The sequence below is a fragment of the Mesorhizobium sp. WSM4307 genome, assembly GCF_007003945.1.
Classification (GTDB): domain Bacteria; phylum Pseudomonadota; class Alphaproteobacteria; order Rhizobiales; family Rhizobiaceae; genus Mesorhizobium.
This window is the reverse complement of record NZ_VFTB01000008.1, coordinates 415,855-435,284: the sequence shown is the minus strand read 5'-3', so window position 1 is coordinate 435,284 and position 19,430 is coordinate 415,855. Positions and strand designations below refer to the sequence as shown.

General features: G+C 63.6%; 15 protein-coding genes and 1 pseudogene. 8 read left to right on the top strand and 8 right to left on the bottom strand.

Annotation, left to right across the window (positions count from 1 at the left end; genetic code table 11):
- The 3 genes and pseudogenes from FJV83_RS36500 to FJV83_RS21770 all read left to right on the top strand — a co-directional run.
- A pseudogene (locus FJV83_RS36500) lies at window positions 1–1,587 on the top strand (hypothetical protein); the annotation flags it as partial.
- Window positions 1,588–1,739: 152 nt separating this feature from the next.
- On the top strand, window positions 1,740–3,527 hold the full coding sequence (locus FJV83_RS21775) for a type I secretion system permease/ATPase (protein WP_142884445.1): 1,788 nt from the start codon (window positions 1,740–1,742) through the stop codon (window positions 3,525–3,527).
- Window positions 3,524–4,873, top strand: coding sequence for an HlyD family type I secretion periplasmic adaptor subunit (locus tag FJV83_RS21770; protein ID WP_142884446.1), 1,350 nt, complete (start codon window positions 3,524–3,526; stop codon window positions 4,871–4,873). The genes FJV83_RS21775 and FJV83_RS21770 overlap by 4 nt, the downstream gene beginning before the upstream one ends.
- A 37-nt stretch (window positions 4,874–4,910) precedes the next feature.
- Here FJV83_RS21770 and FJV83_RS21765 read toward each other — a convergent pair whose 3' ends face one another.
- The 8 genes from FJV83_RS21765 to FJV83_RS21730 form a co-directional block, all read right to left on the bottom strand.
- Window positions 4,911–5,459 (bottom strand): invasion associated locus B family protein, encoded by a 549-nt coding sequence (locus tag FJV83_RS21765; RefSeq protein WP_095792715.1) that lies wholly within the window; start codon window positions 5,457–5,459, stop codon window positions 4,911–4,913.
- Complete coding sequence (locus tag FJV83_RS21760; protein ID WP_142875526.1) at window positions 5,444–5,905, bottom strand: DUF4189 domain-containing protein; 462 nt, start codon at window positions 5,903–5,905, stop codon at window positions 5,444–5,446. The genes FJV83_RS21765 and FJV83_RS21760 overlap by 16 nt, the downstream gene beginning before the upstream one ends.
- 35 nt (window positions 5,906–5,940) lie before the next feature.
- Window positions 5,941–6,609, bottom strand: a complete 669-nt coding sequence (locus FJV83_RS21755; RefSeq protein WP_095786919.1) for a hypothetical protein — start codon at window positions 6,607–6,609, stop codon at window positions 5,941–5,943.
- A gap of 13 nt (window positions 6,610–6,622) precedes the next feature.
- Window positions 6,623–7,183, bottom strand: coding sequence for an invasion associated locus B family protein (locus FJV83_RS21750; RefSeq protein WP_095786920.1), 561 nt, complete (start codon window positions 7,181–7,183; stop codon window positions 6,623–6,625).
- Between the two features lie 7 nt (window positions 7,184–7,190).
- Window positions 7,191–11,720, bottom strand: coding sequence for a YadA-like family protein (locus FJV83_RS21745; RefSeq protein WP_142884447.1), 4,530 nt, complete (start codon window positions 11,718–11,720; stop codon window positions 7,191–7,193).
- A gap of 199 nt (window positions 11,721–11,919) precedes the next feature.
- Entirely contained in the window at window positions 11,920–12,438 is a 519-nt protein-coding gene (locus FJV83_RS21740) for an AraC family transcriptional regulator (protein WP_142884448.1), read from the bottom strand.
- Between the two features lie 194 nt (window positions 12,439–12,632).
- Complete coding sequence (locus FJV83_RS21735; RefSeq protein WP_142884449.1) at window positions 12,633–13,550, bottom strand: AraC family transcriptional regulator; 918 nt, start codon at window positions 13,548–13,550, stop codon at window positions 12,633–12,635.
- 314 nt (window positions 13,551–13,864) lie between these two features.
- Window positions 13,865–14,059 carry a hypothetical protein gene (locus FJV83_RS21730; protein WP_095772704.1) on the bottom strand — a complete coding sequence of 65 codons (195 nt, stop codon included), beginning with the start codon at window positions 14,057–14,059 and terminating at the stop codon, window positions 13,865–13,867.
- Window positions 14,060–14,372: 313 nt separating this feature from the next.
- Here FJV83_RS21730 and FJV83_RS21725 point away from each other — a divergent pair, with 313 nt between their 5' ends.
- The 5 genes from FJV83_RS21725 (at window position 14,373) to FJV83_RS21705 (ending at window position 19,206) form a co-directional block, all read left to right on the top strand.
- A complete protein-coding gene (locus FJV83_RS21725) occupies window positions 14,373–15,836 on the top strand; it encodes a phosphatidylserine/phosphatidylglycerophosphate/cardiolipin synthase family protein (RefSeq protein ID WP_142884450.1) in 1,464 nt (487 codons plus the stop codon).
- 221 nt (window positions 15,837–16,057) lie between these two features.
- Entirely contained in the window at window positions 16,058–16,852 is a 795-nt protein-coding gene (locus tag FJV83_RS21720) for an endonuclease/exonuclease/phosphatase family protein (RefSeq protein ID WP_246691903.1), read from the top strand.
- Window positions 16,853–16,929: 77 nt separating this feature from the next.
- Window positions 16,930–17,250 carry a hypothetical protein gene (locus FJV83_RS21715; RefSeq protein ID WP_142884452.1) on the top strand — a complete coding sequence of 107 codons (321 nt, stop codon included), beginning with the start codon at window positions 16,930–16,932 and terminating at the stop codon, window positions 17,248–17,250.
- A gap of 118 nt (window positions 17,251–17,368) precedes the next feature.
- The gene (locus FJV83_RS21710; RefSeq protein WP_032931485.1) at window positions 17,369–17,971 is read left to right on the top strand and encodes an ANTAR domain-containing response regulator; all 603 of its coding nucleotides are present in this window, start codon (window positions 17,369–17,371) and stop codon (window positions 17,969–17,971) included.
- Complete coding sequence (locus FJV83_RS21705) at window positions 17,968–19,206, top strand: CmpA/NrtA family ABC transporter substrate-binding protein (protein WP_095786925.1); 1,239 nt, start codon at window positions 17,968–17,970, stop codon at window positions 19,204–19,206. The genes FJV83_RS21710 and FJV83_RS21705 overlap by 4 nt, the downstream gene beginning before the upstream one ends.
- Window positions 19,207–19,430 lie beyond the last annotated feature (224 nt).

Below are 19,430 nucleotides of genomic sequence, written 5' to 3'. Positions count from 1 at the left end.
ACGGCGTTCACGGTGACGCTGTCTGGCACGACGGTGACGCTGACGTCGTTGGTTGCCCTTGAGCACTCGAACGCGCCGCAAGGCGTCGGCGAGGACAACACCCTCGACCTCGGCACTCTGATCAACGTGGTGTCGACGGTGACGGTGACGGACGGCGACAACGACGTCGTGTCGTCGCAAAGCGCCAGTTCGGGGCTGTCGCTGACCTTCGACGACACCGATCCGACGATCACGGCTGCGTTCGACGCCGATCCCGTTGCCCAGGGCATCCAAACCCCCGAGCATCTGGGCAACGCGGTGGGACAGACGGCCAGCGGGACCTTCGGGTACGACATGGTGGACAAGCACACGGTTGCAGAATATGCGGCGGGTGCTAGCGACTTTGTCGATATCAACGATACCCTCGCAGGTGTGCAGATCACCCTGACGGGTACGGTAGACAACGCGCAGACCCCCGGCATCACCCAAGCGGTCGCAACCCTCACGGGTGAGACTGTTTCATCTGCGTCGTTTGACTTCTCGTTCCACTACGACAAGGATCCGATCACGGCTGGCGTGCAGGACGCTACGGCGGCCGGCACTCTCGTCTTCGACAAGGCTGCCGACACCTACGCCTTCACCCTGACCGACCTGATCGAGGGGTTCAGCTTCGACGTGCTGCACACCAGCGATTTGGTGAATAAGGCACCCATCGGCAACACGGGACACCCGCTGATCGTCGCGGAGCAACTGACGCCGAACGGCGATCCGGATCCGTTCTTCGTGCAGTTCACCGCAAACTCGACAACCAATTCCATCGGGTTCGGCTTCAACTCGACCGGCGACGGAGCGACCGTTGGTGACACCACGTTCAACAACGGCGGTGCCACCCACGACATGATCACCAACACCCACGAGGACTGGGTGTCGGCAACCCAGGCAACAAACGGGGTCGCCGGTGATACAATCCAGAAGGGCGAAGCTCTGACATTGCGGTTCTTCACGGAGAACATCCTGCCGGATGTAAACCCGCAGGCCACCGACGGTGGCACGGAGCGGATTGACCCGACCGCGAAGGCCAGTGGTGTTGTTATCAAGTTCGACGGCATCGGCAGCAGTGAAGACCTGGTCCTGATCCTCGACCTGAAGGACGCCAACGGGAACGAGATAACGAGGGCGGTCAACGTGGAGAACTCGGACCTGATCAAAGGGAACGCCAATGTCCCCGCCCCGTACAACCACGAATTCACGCTCGATAACAACGATGCCTTGCTCATCATCGAACAGAACGACTACACGGTCGCTGGCGAGACCTACCAGATACAGGGCATCCAGATCATGCAGAGCGCCAACGGGTTGCAGGGTAGCGCCATCAACCTGGAAGGGGGCATCGGAGCTAGTCACGGCAGCAATGCCACCAGCAACCTGACGGCTTGGGACCCGACCGATAACGATGTCCTGAAGATCGTGGACATCGGGTTTGTGCAGCAGACCAGTGGGACATTCAACGCCAACCTCGACTTCAGCTTCGCACTGGCAGACGCGGACGGCGATCCGACTGCAACGCAGCACATCCCAGTGACCATCAGCAACGATTACATCGTCTAAGCACTGAACCAAGGGGAGGCAGTTAAAGCTGCCTCCCCTCCCCCTGTAGAAATAGTCGCGTGCCTCGCGCGTATCGACGACTCCGTCGGGGCACGGAATTTCCCGGGCGTAAGTGGAACCTCCTGCAACCCCACGCAGAGCAGAGACATAAGATGGTGAAACCAGCTAACCCGCATCCCTCTGCCCTGCAGGTGGTGATGAAAGAGGCCAGACGCGCCATCCGGCCACTTATCTGGTTCAGCGGCGGCATCAACATGCTGATGCTGACCGGGGCGCTGTACATGCTTCAGGTCTACCACCGCGTGTTGGGCAGCCACAGCACCGAGACACTGGTCGTGTTGACGTTAATGGCGGCGACGGCGCTCGCGACAATGGCGGCACTAGAAGTGGTGCGCCAGCGGCTGCTCGGCAAAGTCGGAACGTGGATGAACGCGCGGTTGGCGCCGGTTCTCCTGACCGCATCGGTAGAATACGCCGCCGCAGCGCCCGGGCAGGCTACCTCCCGCCCGCTGCGTGACCTCGACCAGGTGCGAAATTTCTTCACCAGCCCGAGCATCTATCCGATCCTCGACGCGCCCTGGGCACCGATCTTCTTCGCCGCTATCTTCCTCATGCACCCTTGGTTGGGCTGGCTGGCATTGTGCGGCGGGATTGTATTGTTCGCACTGGCGTTGCTGAACGAGTACATCACACGCAAGCCGCTGACGGAGGCCGGTAGCGCGCAGTCGCGGGCCTACGCGCAGGCCGAGGCGGCGATCCGTAACGCCGAGGTCGTCCAGGCCATGGGTATGTTGAAGCCCCTGCTCGAAGTTTGGAAGGTCCACCAGGACGAGGCGAACGACGGACAATCCCGCGCCAGCAGCCGGGGCGGCACCATCTCGGCCATCGCGCGCTCCTTCCGTCAGGCCCTCCAGATGGCCATCCTCGGCCTCGGCGCTTATCTTGTATTGCGGAACGAGGCCTCAGCGGGCATCATGATCGCTGCCTCCATCCTGATGGGCCGCGCGTTGGCGCCGGTCGAACAGGCGATCGGCACGTGGAAGGCGACGGTCGGAGCGCGTGCCGCTTACCGGCGGCTCACCGCAGTCGCCGGACAGCATCCGGAGGCCACACCGGCCTTGCCGTTGCCGCGCCCGAAAGGTAAGTTTGAGGCTGACAACATCGCACTCTCCCGGCAGGGCGGCGGCGAGCCGATTCTGAAAGGAATCAGCTTCCAGCTAAGCCCGGGCGAAGTGATGGCGTTGATCGGCCCGAGCGGGGCCGGCAAGACGAGTCTGGCGCGAATACTGGCCGGCGCTTGGCGCCCATCCGCAGGCCGTGCGTTGCTCGACGGCATGGACGTCGCCCAATGGGCGGCGGAGGATCGGGGCCGTCACGTCGGCTACCTGCCGCAAGACATCGAGCTCTTCGCAGGTACCGTCTCCGAAAACATCTGCCGCTTCGCGAAGCTCAGCCCAGCGGTCTTCAACAACGTGGTCAAGGCCGCGGAGTTGGCCGGAGTTCATGAACTGATCAAAGGACTGCCGAAGGGTTACGCCACCGAGATCGGCGAAGCCGGCGCGGTGCTGTCGGGCGGACAGCGCCAGCGCATCGGGCTGGCGCGGGCACTCTACGGCGACCCGGCGCTCCTTATCCTCGACGAACCCAACTCCAACCTCGACAAAGAGGGCGAAGAGGCACTGGCCGCCGCCATCGGTGCCGCCAAGGCGACGCAAACGACCATCATCTTGATCGCACACCGCCCGAACATCATGGAGAAGGTCGACAAGGTGTTGGTCCTCTATCGCGGCCAGCAAGACCTCTTTGGCCCGCGCGACTACGTCTTCAACGAACTCGCCAACCGCACCCGCAAGGTGACCAAGATGCCAAAAGCAGCCCAGCCGCCAACCTTCGAAGTGGTCAAGGAAATCAAAGAAATCAAAGAGGTCAAGGAAGCATGAGCCGTTCCCCGGAATTGAACGTCGTGCCGTTACCCCTCCCGCCTCCCTCCCTGCTGGAACCGGTCCCCCTGCGTCTTACGGGCGTGACGTACACCGGCTTCGCCATCCTGTTCCTGTTCTTCGGCGTGGCCGGGGGCTGGGCGGCCCTGGCGCCGTTGGACAGCGCCGCGGTGGCCCCGGGCGTCGTGAAGGTCGCCGGCGACCGCAAGCTCATCCAGCACCTTGAGGGCGGCATCATCGCGGAGCTCGATGCCGCCAACGGTGATATCGTCAAGGCGGGCAAGGTCCTCGTCCGGCTCGACGACACCCAGGCAAAGGCACAGCTCGACCTGATCCAGAACCGGATCGCCACGCGCGAGGCGCTGGCCGCGCGCCTCAGGGCCGAGCGCGACGGCAAAGACGAGATCGCGTTTGACCCGGCGTTGCTCGCAAACCCCGCCACCGCCGCGAAGGACGCGGTTGCCGCGCAGCGTGACGTGTTCGCGGCCAAGCATCACAACTTGACGGACGAGCAGGAAATTCTCAATCAGCGCCGTCGCCAGACCGCGGAAGAGATAACAGGACTGGAGCAGCTTATCGTCACCAAGGACAGGCAGATCGACGCGATCGAGGGTGAAACCAAAGATCTCGAGACCCTGCTCGCGAAGGGGCTGACCACGCGCGAACGGAACCTTTTGCTCAGGCGCCAACAACAGGAGATCGAGGGCGATCGCGCCACCAACATCGCCGCGATCGCCCGCGCCAGAAGTGCCATGGCCGAGATCGACATGCAAATCTTGAACCTCGGCACAGTGCGGCTGAACGAGGCCGTCGACGAGTTGAGCAAGGTCGAAGCGGAATTGTTCGATCTTAGACAGGAGGAACGTTCCGCCAGGGACGTGCTTGCCCGTACCGATGTCGTCGCCCCAGTCGACGGCATCGTCATGGACCTGAAGGTCCACACGGCTGGCGGCGTCGTGAAACCCGGTGAGACGTTGATGACGATCGTACCGCTCGGACAACAACTCGTGGTCGAGGCCATGGTCAAACCGGAGGATGTCGAGACGATCGCTCCCGGACAGCCCGCGCACGTCAGCTTCCCGGCCTTCGCCCGCTACAATCTGCCGCCGCTCGACGGCGTCGTGGAGATCGTGTCGGCCGACCGCATGGTGGAGGAGCGCAGCGGCGCACCCTATTTCGCCGCGACCGTGTTGATCGACAGAAACGAACTCGCCAAGCTGGAGGGTCGCAAGCTGCTGCCCGGCATGTCGAGTGAGGCGATGATCCGGACGGGCGCCCGCACAGTGCTTTCCTACCTTGCCGAGCCGATCACGCAGAACTTCCGCCGGGCGATGCGGGAAAAATAGTCATAGGCGGCCCAAGCTGCATCGCAGGTCCTTGTCCCTACCGTGCGCTCAACGCGACCATGCGGTCGAGCGCCGCGGTCAGGCCGTGCAGCGACACCGGGAATGTCAGTGGCGTGTCCGCATCTGTCGTGACATTGAGCTTCAGCACCTCGCCTACCCTCAGCTTTCCGAGCACGGATCGGTCAATGGAAAACACCGCGATGCAGCCTGTCGGCAGGCAGGTCCTGAAGCGCTGCGGGGACAATGGCGGCTGATCGTCGATCTGCGGCGTCACGCCCGGATCGAGCAGGATGCCGAAGGGCAGAAGCAGGGTGGCCGTCGTCGACCCGTCCGCGCGCCTCTGTATCTCCATGGCAAGCAGCCTTTGGCCATTCTTCTGGACCTGGTCCTGCGAAAGCGAGCAGACCCTCGCATTCTCCTGGACAGAGCAGGCCACGCTCCAATCCTCATAGACTTCGCGCAACGATGACGGTCCATCTTGAGCAGCCGCGGCCTTTTGTTGAGCCGACGCTGGCGACATCAACGAGAATGCGATTGCCCCGTATGCGCAGGCGGCCTTGAGGCCACGCTTCATGTGCAGACCCATTCGCGAATCTTGCATTTGGCCCCTGACGCCTCGCATGCCTGCAAGGCAAGGTCTTCGGCCTCCCGGCGGGTCTCGGCCGAATTCACGCCCCAGGGCGTGAAACGGTTCTCGACCTTGTCGGCCAGGGCGAGCGCGCCGCAGTGCTTGTAGGGAAAGCCGGTCTCGTCGTCATCAGTCCAATGGCGATGGTTGCGGAAGACGGAGACGACGTTGCAGGCCTTGCCGCCGGCGTTCTCGCAATATTTCTGCGCGATGTCCTTCGCCTCCTGCCGCTTGTCGGCGCCCCAGAAGAAGCCGTATTTGCTGTCGGACTGCGAATAGGCGATGGCCGCCCAGATGCCTTTTTCCTCCTGCTGCGGTTCCGAAGGTGCCACCAGGTCGGCCGAGACGACGTGTCCGCTCCACAACAAGGTCAAGCCCAAAACTGCCAAAGCCCGTAATCTCATGGTCGGCACCCCTTTCCTTGATCCGGTCGAATTGCCTACTTCGCCGCCGAGGCGACGGAGATCACCACGCAGCTTTTGCCTGTCGGCAAGAGAAGGGCCTCACCCGCATTGCCGCCGAGCTCGTACACCTCGACCTGCCCGAGATGGTCGGTGATCTTGCTGCCTTGCGGAAGAATGGACGGGAGATCGGCGCACGGGCTGGCGAACGGCGCCACCCGCACCATCGTCCCTTCGCAACCCGAAGCGGTGGGCGATGCGAAAACGACGCCCGCGGCAGGTCCGCTATAGCGTTCCGTCGCATAGTCCATGCCGACGAAGGCCTGGACCGCATGCTTGTCGGCGGCCTGATCGTTCCACAAGGATTTGACGCTGTATTTGGTGCCTGTCGTCAAGATCTGCCCGAGCACCGGATAGATAGTCGAACAGGCCTGCACCCCGGCCTGCTTGACATGCTCGAGGAAAGGCGTGTCCGGAAGCGCCGGGTTGGCTGTCTCAGCCTGTGCGGCCGTCGCGCTGCCGACCAGATTGGCGATCGCGGCATAGTTCCCGGCGGCGAAGCCAAGGCCGGCCACGGCAAGCCCCAACAATGAAAATCCGATGACGCGCGGCCATCGCCGCCGCGTCGGTTCGACGAGCCGCTGCCGATCCGCCTCGACGGCCGGGCTGCTGCGTTTTGCGGACATGAACTGGTCCTGCTGGCTCATTGTGCTGCCCCGGTCATTTGAGTGGCGAAAGGGCTGCCGTCAGCCCCTTGAGAGTTGCTGCGGTCACCGTGATCGTCTTGCCGTCGACGGTCGGATAGGAAATCGCCGGCGTCGCATTCTGCGAGATCTGCTGGCGCATGACGGGGCCGACCGGCAGCATGCCGACGCAGACCACTTCATTGCAGCCGTTCAGGTGGACGTCGATCGCCTGGTCCCGCCCGTCGAACTTCAGTGAGACCAGGCCGTCGCTCCTGGCGTTCGGCGCGGTGCGAACGATCATGTAGGGCTTGCCGTCCTGCGTGGCGGCAAGCGACCAGCTGAAGGCCATCTTGCCCGAGGTATCCTCGATCACCTGCGAGACATTGCAGACCTTCTTGCGGGCTTTGAGGTTCTCGTCGCAGATCAGCGTCCAGTTTTCGAAGGGACGGATCGTCCGCTGATAGGTTCCCAGTTTCACGTCGGGCGGCAGCACCACATCCGAAGGCTTGATCCTGTAGGGCGACGCCACCTGCCCCGCGGCCGGCGCGAGGCCGCCGCAGAGCACCAGGCAAGTCAGTACGGCAAGTCCTTTCATTCCTGCCTCAGTTCAAGGTGAAGCTGATGCCGGCGCCGACGCCGACATGACCGCCGGCGGCCGTGCCCGACACGTTGCCGCGGATGCGGCCGTCCTCGCTGGTGTAGCCCGCACCGAAGGCCAGGGCGCTCGAATCCCGCCAGAAGCCGCCGCCCGCCGCGACGCTCAGCTTGCCGGGCCGGTCATCGTAGCGCAGCGAGGCCGCGGCAAGGCCGATCGCCGCCGCCTGGCGGGCTTCGTCGCGTATGCCGTCGATGTCGGTATTGAGCTGGCTGAGCTTCTGATCGGTATAGTTGTTGGCCTGCTGCAAGGTCGTGGCGGCCACCTTGTCGGTGTAGCTGTTGGACGTGTTGATGGCGTAATCGACGCGGTTGTTCATCTGGGTGACGTTGACCGCATCGGTGCCGGCAACACCGGGGCCGACATTGGAGATGACCACGGGCGCGTTGACGTCGCCACCCTGCAGCGTGATGCTGTTCTTCTTGCTGCCGTCCGGATTGGTGTCATAGGTGACGGCATTCTGGGTGAGCGATCCAAGGCCCGATTTCAAATCCTCGACCGCCGTGTTGGTGGCGTAGAGCTGCGAGCCGTTTATCGCGTCGGTGCTGCCGGCGTTGACCCGTCCGGCGGCGACATTGGTGATCGTGCGCTCGGCGCCGGCGTCGCCGACGCTGACGGTCCCGGTCGGGGTGGTGCCGGCGAAGGCATAGGTCTTGCCGTTGATGACGGTGCTGGAAGTGCCGACGGCGGCCTGCGTCACCGAGCCCGAACCCAGCGCCACGTCATTGGCGTTGTTGGCCTTGGCGCCCTGGCCGAGCGCCACCGAGCCCTGGCCCGTGGCTGTCGAGCCATTGCCGGCGGCAAGGCTGTTGGTGCCGCTGGCCACGCTGGCCGGCCCGATCGCCACGCTGTCGGTGCCGCTGGCGGTGGAGTCGGCCAGCGTCGAATTGGCATGGAAATACTTGATGCCGCCGCCATTGCTGATGTTGGTCAGCGCGTTGTTGACGGCCGTGAACCCGTCATAGACGGTCGAATAATTGTTGCCCTGGATCGTATAGGTCGGGCCGGTGATCGAACCGTCGGGATTGACCGTGGTGCCGCCGCCGAACAGGTTGCTGATGTTTTGCGACACGCCCTTAAGCTGCGAGACGTTGACGGCATCAGTGTTGGCCGAGCCCGCCGCGACATTGGTGAGCTTGCGTTCGGCCCCGGCGCCGCCGATCGACACTTCGCCGACCGAGGTCTGCGGGGCGGTGAGCGCAAAGGCCGTGTAGCCGGTCTGGGCGCCGACCGTGGTGACGGACTGAGCGCCCAGCGCGACGCTGTTGATGAACGTGCTTTGGGCGCCGGCGCCGAGCGCCACCGACTGGATGCCGGACGCCAGCGAATTGGTGCCGAGCGCCAGCCCGTCGGCCAGCATCACATGGGCATTCTGGCCGATGGCCATTCCGCCGGGCGCGGTCTGGTCGACGATGGCGCCGTTGCCGATGCCGATGCCGTTATCGCCGTTGACGACCGTCGTCGGGCCGACCGCGACCGACTCGGCGCCGACCGCGAGCGAGTCGCCCGCCGCCGAATTGGCGTGGAAGTACTTGGTCGAGGTGACCGATACGGAAGCGATTGCGCCCTGAAGCTGGCGCACGGTGACGGCATCCTGCGCCTGCGTGCCGTCGGCGACATTGGTGATCTGGCGGTAGGACGAGGCGGTGCCGACCGACACGGCGCCGAGCAGCGTCTTGTCGGTGGTGTTGTACTGGATGAAGTTGGATGGGCCGGCCGCGATCTGGCCGGTGGCGGGCGCCACGGCCCGGTCGGATACGGAACCCGAACCAAGCGCCACGCTGCCGTCGATGCTGGCCAGTGTGTCGCGGCCGAGCGCCAGCCCGCTGACACCGGTCGCGGTCGCCTGGTAGCCGACGGCGGTGGAGCCGATCCCTTGCGCGAAGGAATCGGTTTGCGCCAGTCCGGCCTCGTTGGTGCGGGCGTAGCGGATGCCTATGCCATTGGCGTCGGTATAGGCGGTCGAGGTGTCGCCGGCGATGTTGCTGATCGTGTTGCCGAGATTGGTGACGCCACTGCCGATATTGGCGATGGCCGTGGTGTTGGCCGTCACCTGCTGGTTGGTGGCGAAGAGCTGCGAGCCGTTGACCGCATCGGTCGAGCCGCCGTTCAACTGTCCGGCCGCGACGTTCTGGATCTGGCGCTCGGCGCCAGCCGACCCGACCGAGAAGGCGCCCGCCGGCGTGCCACCGGCGAAGGTGTAGTTCACGCCGCCGATCGTCGCTCCGCCGACATTGGTCGTTGCTCCTGACGTGGAATTCAGGCCGATCGCCACATCGCCGGCATTGTTGGCCACGGCGTTGGGTCCGACAGCGACGGAATTGGTTCCAAGGGCCTGGGAATCCGGCAAGGCCGAATTGGCATGGAAATACTTGATGCCGCCGCCGACATTGATGTTGTTGAGCGTCGTGCCGATGGCGTCGACCGCCTGGTTGGTGGCGAAGAGCTGCGAGCCGTTCACCGCATCGGTCGAGGAGCCGCTGATCCGCCCCGCCGCCAGATTGGTGAGCGTGCGCTCCGCACCGACCGCGCCGATGCTGACCGTCGAGGTCGGATTCGTGCCCTGGAAGGCATAGGTCGTGCCGTTGATCACTGCATTGGGCGTGCCGACCGCCGCCGTGGTCACCGAACCGGAGCCGAGCGCCACGTCGCCGGAGCTTGCCGCCGCGGTGGCACCGTCGCCCAGCGCGACATTGCCGGCGAGGCCGGCGGCACCCGCCGTCGAGCCGTTGCCCAGCGCCACGGAGCCTTGCCCGATAGCCTTGTTGTTGTTGCCGATGGCGACGGCGCCCGCCGCCATATTGGCCGCGGAGGCACTCGCCGTGCCGTCGCTGTTGGCGATGTTGTTGGCGCCGCCAGTGAAGGCGCCAGTGCCGCTGGCGTAGCTCGGATCGCCGATGGCGACCGCGCCATCACCAAAGGCTTCGTTGCCGTAACCGATGGCGACCGCCTTGCCGCCGTCAGCCACCGCGCCCGTGCCGATCGCGACGGAGTCGGCGGAGAGCGCGCTGGCGGCGGTGCCCATGGCGACCGCGTTTACGTCCTGTGCCACCGCGCCCGCTCCAACTGCTGTCGAGCCTGCCCCTGTCGAGACGGCCGACGTGCCGATGGCGATGGAATCGTCACCGCCGGCAGTGGACGAACGGCCGCCTGCGAACGCACGGGCGCCGGTGGCTTTGGAGGTGGAACCAAGCGAAGTGGAGTACGTTCCACTAGCCGTAGCGCCCAACCCCAGCGCGCTGGCATTTGCGGCGGTCGCCGCGGCGTTGTTACCGAGCGCCGTTGTCGAGACGTCCGTGGCCTGGGCTCCAGAACCAGCCGCGACGGAGCCGACCCCGCTCGAGACGGCCGAATTGCCCAAGGCCAGCGCGAAATTGCCCGAAGCCGTGGCGACGTTGCCGAAGGCTGCCGAGTTTGATGCCGATGCATTTGCCTGGGGACCGATGGCGGCGGCATTGGTGCCGGCGGCCTGGGCCTGGAAGCCGACGGCCGCCGAACTGGCGCCGCCGGCAGAGGTGCCGATACCAAGTGCGGTACTGCCAACTCCGCTGGCGTTGGCGCTGACGCCGGCAGCAAGAGAATTGTCGCCTATCGCATTCGATCCGGTTCCGAAGGAGGAGGCGTTTATGCCGCTGGCAGCGGCCTGGCGTCCTACGGCAGTGGAATTGGCGCCGCTGGCGACGGATCCCCAGCCTGCGGCTGTCGCATAATTGTTGCTGGCCGTGGAACTGGTGCCGAGGGCAGTGGAGTTCCCACCCGAAGCAACGGAGAAGGTGCCCAAGGCGTTGGCGCCAGCCCCGAGGGCTTGGGCCTGAACACCGAGCGCGACCGAGTTGACGCCGCTTGAGATCGTGCCCTGGCCCAGCGCCATCGCGCCGCCGGTGCCCGTGGCTTTCGCGTTTAGGCCGAGAGCCACCGAATATTGTGCCGACGCAAGGGATGACCGTCCGACCGCGATGGCATCGGCCTGCGAAGCGGTGACATCCGTACCGATGCCGATAGCGCTCTGGGCGGTGACACCTGTCCCTGGGGCGGTGCGCGAGCCAAGATAAATGGAATTTATCGCGGAGGCGATCGTTCCGAAGCCAATCGCCACGGCATTCTGGCTGCCGGCGCTGGCATTGGTGCCCTCGGCTATCGAGTCGGCTCCGTTTTGCACGGCTCCGGATCCAAACGCGATACCGCGTACCCCGTTCGCCGTGCCGCCGCCGCCGAAAACCTGTGCTGATGCCGGCGTGGCGATGCTGCCCAATGCGATGGCACCCAGCGCCGCCGCCAACATCTTGCCGATGCCGAGCATGCCGAGTCCAGATCCGTTGCGCCGCATGCCGAGCACGCGGTGCGCCATGCGCAGCACCGCCATCAGGCGGCGGCGAACCGAGCGGGAGCCGTGCTCGGCCCCCGCAATCCAATGCCTGGCGAAATGCGTCGTGCGACGCTGAACAAACGAGCCACTCGAAATGTGATTGTCGGTCATGGTCCCTCTCCGTTCGCCAGCCGTCATCAAATGTCTGACAAATTCCAGCCCTCGCAGAAAGACATGATTCTGGTTTGCCGTATTTCAGGAAATTGCTGTTTTGTCAGAAAAAATCGCGGCAACTTCGCGGGAGTTAACGGATAGTTACTTTAGTTGTAGCTTTAATAAGGCAAAGTAAAACAATTAAGCGGTCAATATATCACCTAAGCTTCGAATTAAGCTTGCCGAAGCGAGCCTGCGAAGGCGTCAATCGCCGGTATTTCTTCATCACGGTAGTAAAATGGCTCTGGCTCGAAAAGCCGCTCAAATGGGCGATATCGGTGATCGTCATGCGGCTTTCGGCAAGCAGTCTTTCGGCGAAGTCCAACCGCAGATCAAGGACATATTGGTGCGGCGGCACCCCGAACGTCCGCGAGAAAGCCCGCACGAAATGATAGGATGACAACCCGCAAACCGCCGCCATTTCGGCAAGTGCTATCTTGCGCGTAAAATTCTGATCCAGGAAATCCTGCACCTTCCGCGCGCTGTGGGCGGAAAGGCCGCCTTTCACGTTCAGCGCCGGCTGTCGCACGGGACCGGGTCCGGATGCCGATCCCGAAGGGCCATCATCAGGCCGCATCTTTCGATCCCTTGATATTTCGCAGATGGAATTCAACCCGAGACCGCCCTCCCCGTTCCCCCCAAAAACAATTCGTGATTGATCGAGCTGTGGCCGCATTGTCGCTCCGGTTCATTCGATCAGTCCGGCCAGATGGCGAATAATGCACAGGCTGCATGCTATTTCGAATGACTCCCGTAATGCCTGCGGCATTGTGGCGACGGACGTATTTTGGAAAACTCCGGAAGCTTAGTAGAAAATTCCGGTCTTGGATTATCGGACGGCAGGTGTTGCCACTTTGCCATCCCGGGCTTTCAGTTTCTGCCCGGCGCATATCCGGTCATGGTCGGTGTTCTGCCCCTGTACTTCTTCATGGTCGCGGCCAGATGACTCTGATCCGAAAACCCTGCGAGGTAGGCGACTTCGGCGATTGCGAGCTCGCCGTCAACGAGTAACTTTTCCGCGAAGTCCAGGCGCAGGTTGATCAGGTATCGGTGCGGCGGCATGCCGAACGTGCTGGCGAACCTTGCTATGAAATGATTGGGCGAAACCCCCGCGACCGAAGCCAGCTCGGCGACCATGACCTTCCGCACGAAATTCTCGTCGAGATATTCGCGCACGCGTCGGGCGCCGGCGGCGGAGAGCCCGCCTTTGGGCGACGCGGCCTGCCTGTTGCGGCCGGTGTAGGTGCGCAGCAGATGCACGCCGAACACGGTGAGCAGCGAGTCCAGGTAGAGCTCGTTCGGCGGCAGCGTGCCGGTCAGCTCCGCGGTGATCATCTGGGCGATGTTGAGCGCCCTCAGGTCGACCTTGCCGAACGCAGGCGGCTCGAGCTCCAAGTCGGAGCGATCGAATTCGTGCGCGGCCAGCTCCGACAGCGCTTCGGGAGAGATGGAAACGACAGCGTTTTCCCTGGTCTGCGTCCAGGCGAAGGTGCTGTCGACTCCAGCGGGATTGATGATGAGGCATCCGACCGGCGCATCGTATTCTGTAACTCTGTCGCTGCCGAGCGAGGCTCTGAATTTGCGCCCGGGCCTCAGCACGATGCCCGCGGAATGTTCCCTGGCCAGGAACGTCTGCGAGCCTGGGCCGCGGACGGAATGGATGACGCTGCCACGTGCGGTGGCTCTTCTGGGACCGGCACTTTCTGGAATGATGTCCAGGACATATCGGGCCACCCGATCGACGCCTCGGGAAACGCCGCTTTCCCGAGCTTCGTCCGCATTTTTCATTTGCGTCGCCTCAGCCGCCTGCCGCCGCCTGAAATCCCCTTGCCCGACCCCGTAACCAACGTAACGCAGGCGTCTCGGCTAGGGAAGAACTCTCATGCGCAAAGAAAAATTCTTATTCGCGAAAAGAGAGAAAAAATGACCGATCGACGAAGTTGGCGAGCATTCTATTTCAGGGCGATGGCCGATCTTCGCCATCCCTGAGATCCGTTTATCACCCGTGGGCGCGGCTTCGGCGAATCCATTGCTTCTTGTTTTGGCGCCGACATCGGCTTCCAGGCACGACGGGCGCCGAGCCGACCGGCTACGGCCGGCTGCTACAGATCACCGCGACGTTTCTCGTACAGATCCCAGGTGAGTTCGACAAAGGCCAGAAGGACATCGTCGCGGTTCCAGCCTGCCGCGACCGCCGCCTGGACGATCTCACGGAGGGGAGGCAGCAACTGGCGCTGGCATTCGGCAGACAGGTCGCCATCCCCCACGGGAGGCCCCTCGAAGTTGAATTTCGTCATTCGGCGCTCCCCCCGCCTCGGATCAAGTTTTATACCGCTAATTTCGTCCCCGCTGATATACAACAGATGTGATACCAAAGTACAGGAAGCCTTGGGCCACAAGGGCAGCACAGGACGATGCAGGACCACGCCGTCTCTTTGCTTTCCCTCGTGTCAAGTTGGTTTTCGAAGGCGGGCGTTCAGGGGGAATTAATTGGTGCAAACCCTGACTGGGACTAGATATCCTCGGCCAGGCGGCAACCGCCATCCGCCGAATGCGAGGCATGAACCGGCCGCATTGCCTTCTGCAACCGCTCGCTGGATAGTCCCGGCAATGTTCGAGACCATTGCGACTCACTGGACCCAAATCCTGGCGATCATCTCGGTGGTGATGGCGACCGTCGGCATCGCCCACGCCGTCATGACCAAGGAGGACGTGCGCGCCGCCACCGGCTGGGTCGGCGTGATGGTGCTGTCACCGATTCTTGGCGTGCTGATCTATGCCGTGGCCGGCATCAACCGCATCCGCCGCGCCACGATCACGGCGCAGCGTCCGCTCACCGGCGACGCGGTATCCGCCAAGGACGAGCGCGACATCGCCGCCGAGGAGGCCCTGATCGTCGAGCGCTACGGTCAGCGCTTCACCGGCCTGCGGACGCTGGGCGACAGGGTGGCGCGGCGCGCCCTCAACCCGGGCAATGCCATCGACGTGCTGGAGACTGGCGACGAGGCCTATGCCGCCATGTGCGCGGCGATCGACGGCGCCGAGCGCAGCGTCCTGCTCGAGACCTATATTTTCGACAATGACGCCGTCGGCCTGCTTTTCGTGGAATCGCTGGCCGGTGCCGTCCAGCGCGGCGTCACCGTTCGCGTGCTGATCGACGCCGTCGGTGCCCGTTACTCCGTTCCCAGCATCCTCGGCCATCTGCGCCGCGCCAACATCCCCGCCGATGTCTTCAACGGCAACATCGTCATAGGCCTGCGCCTGCCCTACGCCAATCTCCGGACCCACCGGAAGATCCTTGTGGTCGACGGCACCGTTGCCTTCACCGGCGGGATGAACATCCGCAAGGGTTTTTCGGCCGAGTTCGCAGGCTCCAACAGCGCCAGGGACACGCATTTCAAGGTCACCGGACCTGTCGTCGCCGACCTGTTCTCGGTCGCTGCCGAAGACTGGCGCTTCGCCACCAACGAAGCGCTGAAGGGCGATGCCTGGCGAATTGCCCCGCTGTCGCCGGCACCCGGCCAGCCCATGCTGGTGCGGGCGGTCGCATCCGGGCCGGATGCCAGCAATGAGACCAACCACAAGCTGCTGATCGGCGCCTTCTCGGTGGCGCGCAAGTCGATCCGCCTGATGTCGCCCTATTTCCTGCCCGACCGCGAACTGATCAGCGCCTTGATCACCGCCGCCCGGCGCGGCGTTGAGATCGATGTCGTGGTGCCGGCGGTCAACAATCTCTTCCTCGTCGACCGCGCCATGACCGCGCAATTCGACCAGATCCTGAAGAATTATTGCCGCATATGGCGCACGGAGGGCCCATTCGACCATTCCAAGCTGCTGTCGATCGACGGCGTGTGGGCCTATGTCGGCTCGTCCAACCTCGACGCCCGGTCGCTGCGGTTGAACTTCGAGATCGATCTGGAGGTCCTCGATGCAGGCTTTGCCCGCGAGATCGAAGCCCGGATCGGATCGGCAATCGAAACGGCCAGTCCCGTCACGCTGGACTCCTTGCGGGCCCGCCCCTTCATCATCCGGCTGTTCGACCGCATCCTGTGGCTGGGATCGCCCTATCTCTAGATGGGTTCTCACCCTATCTCTAGATGGGTGCTCACCCTATCTCTGGATAGGCTTTAACAAAACGACGTGTTTGACGGATAGTTTGGTGTCGGCCATGGAACATAAGCGCAAAGACTCTATTTGAGGTGCATGGTGAGACCAGCAGGCATGGCAGGCACACGGTGCGGATGAACGGACGCAGCCTCCCGGCAACCATGCTTTTGTCCATTCGCGACAGGCGGATGCGCAAGGCAAACGCGGCTGCGCACAAGGCAACCGCCACCACAGGCACCTTGGTTGCCTCCTACAACGTCCACAAATGCATCGGCGTCGACCGCAAATTCGATCCCGAGCGCACCAGCCGCGTCATCCGCGAAATCGACCCCGACGTCATCGCGCTGCAGGAAGCGGACAACCGTTTCGGCGACCGTGACGGGCTTCTCGACCTGCCCCGCCTCGAGCGGGAAACCGGCCTGGTGCCGGTGCCGATTTCAGCGACCGGCAAGGGCCATGGCTGGCACGGCAATGTCCTCCTGTTCAAGAAGGGCGTCGTCCGTGATGTGCATCAGATCAGGCTTCCGGGCCTGGAACCGCGCGGCGCGGTGGTGGCGGAGATCGACCTCGACGGAAACCGCACCTTGCGCATCATCGCCGCCCATCTCGGCCTGCTGCGCCACTCGCGCTCGCAACAGGCCCGTGTCGTGCTGGACATCATGAGCAGCGCCGATGAAAAGCCGACCTTGCTGCTCGGCGACCTCAACGAATGGCGGCTCGGCAACCGCTCGGCGCTCAACACGCTGCACGCGACGTTCGGGCCTCAGCCACCGGCGGTGCCCACCTTCCCCTCGAACCTGCCGCTTTTGGCGCTCGACCGGATCATGACCAATCGGCACGGAATGATCGCGGCGGTCGAAGCCCATGACACGCCGCTTTCGCGCGTCGCCTCCGACCATCTGCCGCTCACGGCCTTCGTTCGCCTGGACCACATGGCTTCCGCCGATAACGCCATGATGTCCCCGGCGTCGCAAAGCGTGTAGATCTACAGTGGAACGCTCCGGGTCACCCGCGAGTTTATGTGTCAAGTTTATATGTGTTGAACGCGCAGGAGGACAAAATGAAAAAGTTGATTTTAGCGTCCCTTTTGGCATTGGCTGCAACTGCATCGGTCATTGAACCGACGCAAGCTGCAAGTGTGATTATCCAGTCCGACGACGGCAACCAATATTCACCAGACGATTCCGACAATGGCGGGATTGTTATTCGCCGGCACCATGACCGGCGCTATGACAACCAATATGAGGACGACCAGAGCGTTCAGTACGATAATTATGGCCAATATCGGCGTTACCACCGGCACCATCGCTGCCATTTGGAAACAGTCGTGCATTGGCGCCACCACCATAGGGTGGTCGAAGACGTTCGCGTTTGCGGCTAACCCACGCCTTACCCCGTTCTGACAGGACGTAGTCCTCGGCGGCGGCATGGCCACATTCCTTTCAAGGACGTGGCTATGCCGCATTGCACAATTTCGCGGCCTTCCCCACAATGCAGGCATGGTCCGATCCTCCCTAGCCGTCCTGGTGATCGATGAAAATCGCATCCGTGCCTCGATCATCGAGGCCGGCCTGCGCGAGGCCGGCCATCAGCTTGTCACAGTCATCCATGACGTGACCGGCATTGCGCGGCGGATCGCTGAGATCGAACCCGACGTCATCGTCATCGACCTCGAAAACCCTAACCGCGACATGCTCGAAAACATGTTCCAGCTGTCGCGCGCCGTGAAGCGCCCGATCGCCATGTTCGTCGACCGGTCCGACCAGGCCTCGATCGAGGCCGCGGTCGATGCCGGCGTGTCGGCCTATGTCGTCGATGGCCTGCGGCAAGAGCGTGTCAAGCCGATCCTCGACATGGCGGTGAGCCGCTTCAATGCCTTCTCGCGCATGGCGCGCGAATTGGAAGAGGCGCGCAGCGAACTCGAGAGCCGCAAGGTCATCGATCGCGCCAAGGGCATACTGATGAAGTCGCGGGGGCTCTCCGAAGAGGCCGCCTACACGCTGCTGCGCAAGACGGCGATGAACCAGAACCGCAAGATCAGCGACATCGCCCAGAGCCTGGTGACCGCTGCCGGGCTGCTGGGGCCGGCGGAGGACGAATGAGCATGAGCCATCAGATCACCGCCGGCTTCATGCCGCTTTTCGACAGCGCCGTGCTGGTGGCCGCGAGCGAGCTTGGGTTCGCCGCCCGCGAAGACATTGAGCTGACGCTGCACCGCGAGACGTCCTGGGCCAACATTCGCGACCGCATCGCTATCGGCCATTTCGATCTCGCGCATATGCTGGGGCCCATGCCGCTCGCCTGCAATCTCGGGCTGACGCCGCTCGCTTCCGAGACCATCGTGCCGTTCTCGCTCGGGCTCGGCGGCAATTGCGTCACCATCTCCAACGCTGTCTGGGCCGGCATGGCGGCGCATGGCGCCCAACCCGATCTCGATCCCGCGCGCGCCGGCGCGGCCCTGCGCGCATTCATTCGCGATCGGGCGGCCGCGCGCCGCGAACCGCTGCGCTTTGCCGTGGTGCACCCGCATTCCGGGCACAATTACGAACTGCGCTACTGGCTCGCCGCTTGCGGCATCGATCCCGACCGCGCAATCGAGATCGTCATCGTGCCGCCGCCCTTCATGGCCGACGCGCTCGCCACTGGACGCATCGACGGCTACTGCGTCGGCGAACCCTGGAACAGCGCTGCGGTCGCCGCCGGCACCGGCCATATCGTCACCGTCAAGGCGCAGATATGGCGCAACAGCCCGGAGAAGGTGATCGGCGTGCGCAAGGCCTGGGCCGACGAGAAACCGGAGGCTCTGGCGGCGCTGCTGCGCGCGCTGCATCATTCGGCGCGCTGGTGCCAGGATCCGGCCAACCACGCCGAATTGGCCGCGGTGATGGCGCAGGCCCGCTTCCTCGGCTTGCCGCCGGCCGTGCAGATGCCGATCCTGACCGGCCATCTGCGATTGGGCGGCGGAGCGGAGCTGGATGTCGACGACTTCTTCCTGCCCTTCGACAAGGCCGCGAACTTTCCGTGGAAGAGCCATGCGCTGTGGTTCTACACGCAGATGGTGCGCTGGGGGCATGTCGCGCACACGCCTGACAATCTCGCCATCGCCCGGGATTGCTACCGGCCCGACCTCTACCGCTCGGCGCTGAAGCCGCTCGGTGTCGCGCTTCCCGGGGCCAATGCGAAGGTCGAGGGCGCGCTCAAGGTCGCCACCGCGGTCGGCGCGACCGGCGCCGGCCTGGTGCTCGGCCCGGACGGTTTCTTCGACGGCCAGATCTTCGATCCCGATGAGATCGACACCTACATAGCGCGCCAGAAATCGGCCCGCACGGAAGCCTGATCATTTCCGCGCCACTATTGTGCATTGCACAAAAATTGTGCGTGCATTTGCACCCATGAACAATCTTTGGCCTGTCCACCCTGCGGGTTCTTGCGCCGATAGCTGTACTATATAGTTGATTTTATTTGTGTTTGTCATCTGCTCCGAAACTGGCACGGTTCCTGCATTGCAATAGGCAGACCCTTCTCGGGTCACGTAACAGGCGTCCAATGGCGGGCGCTACA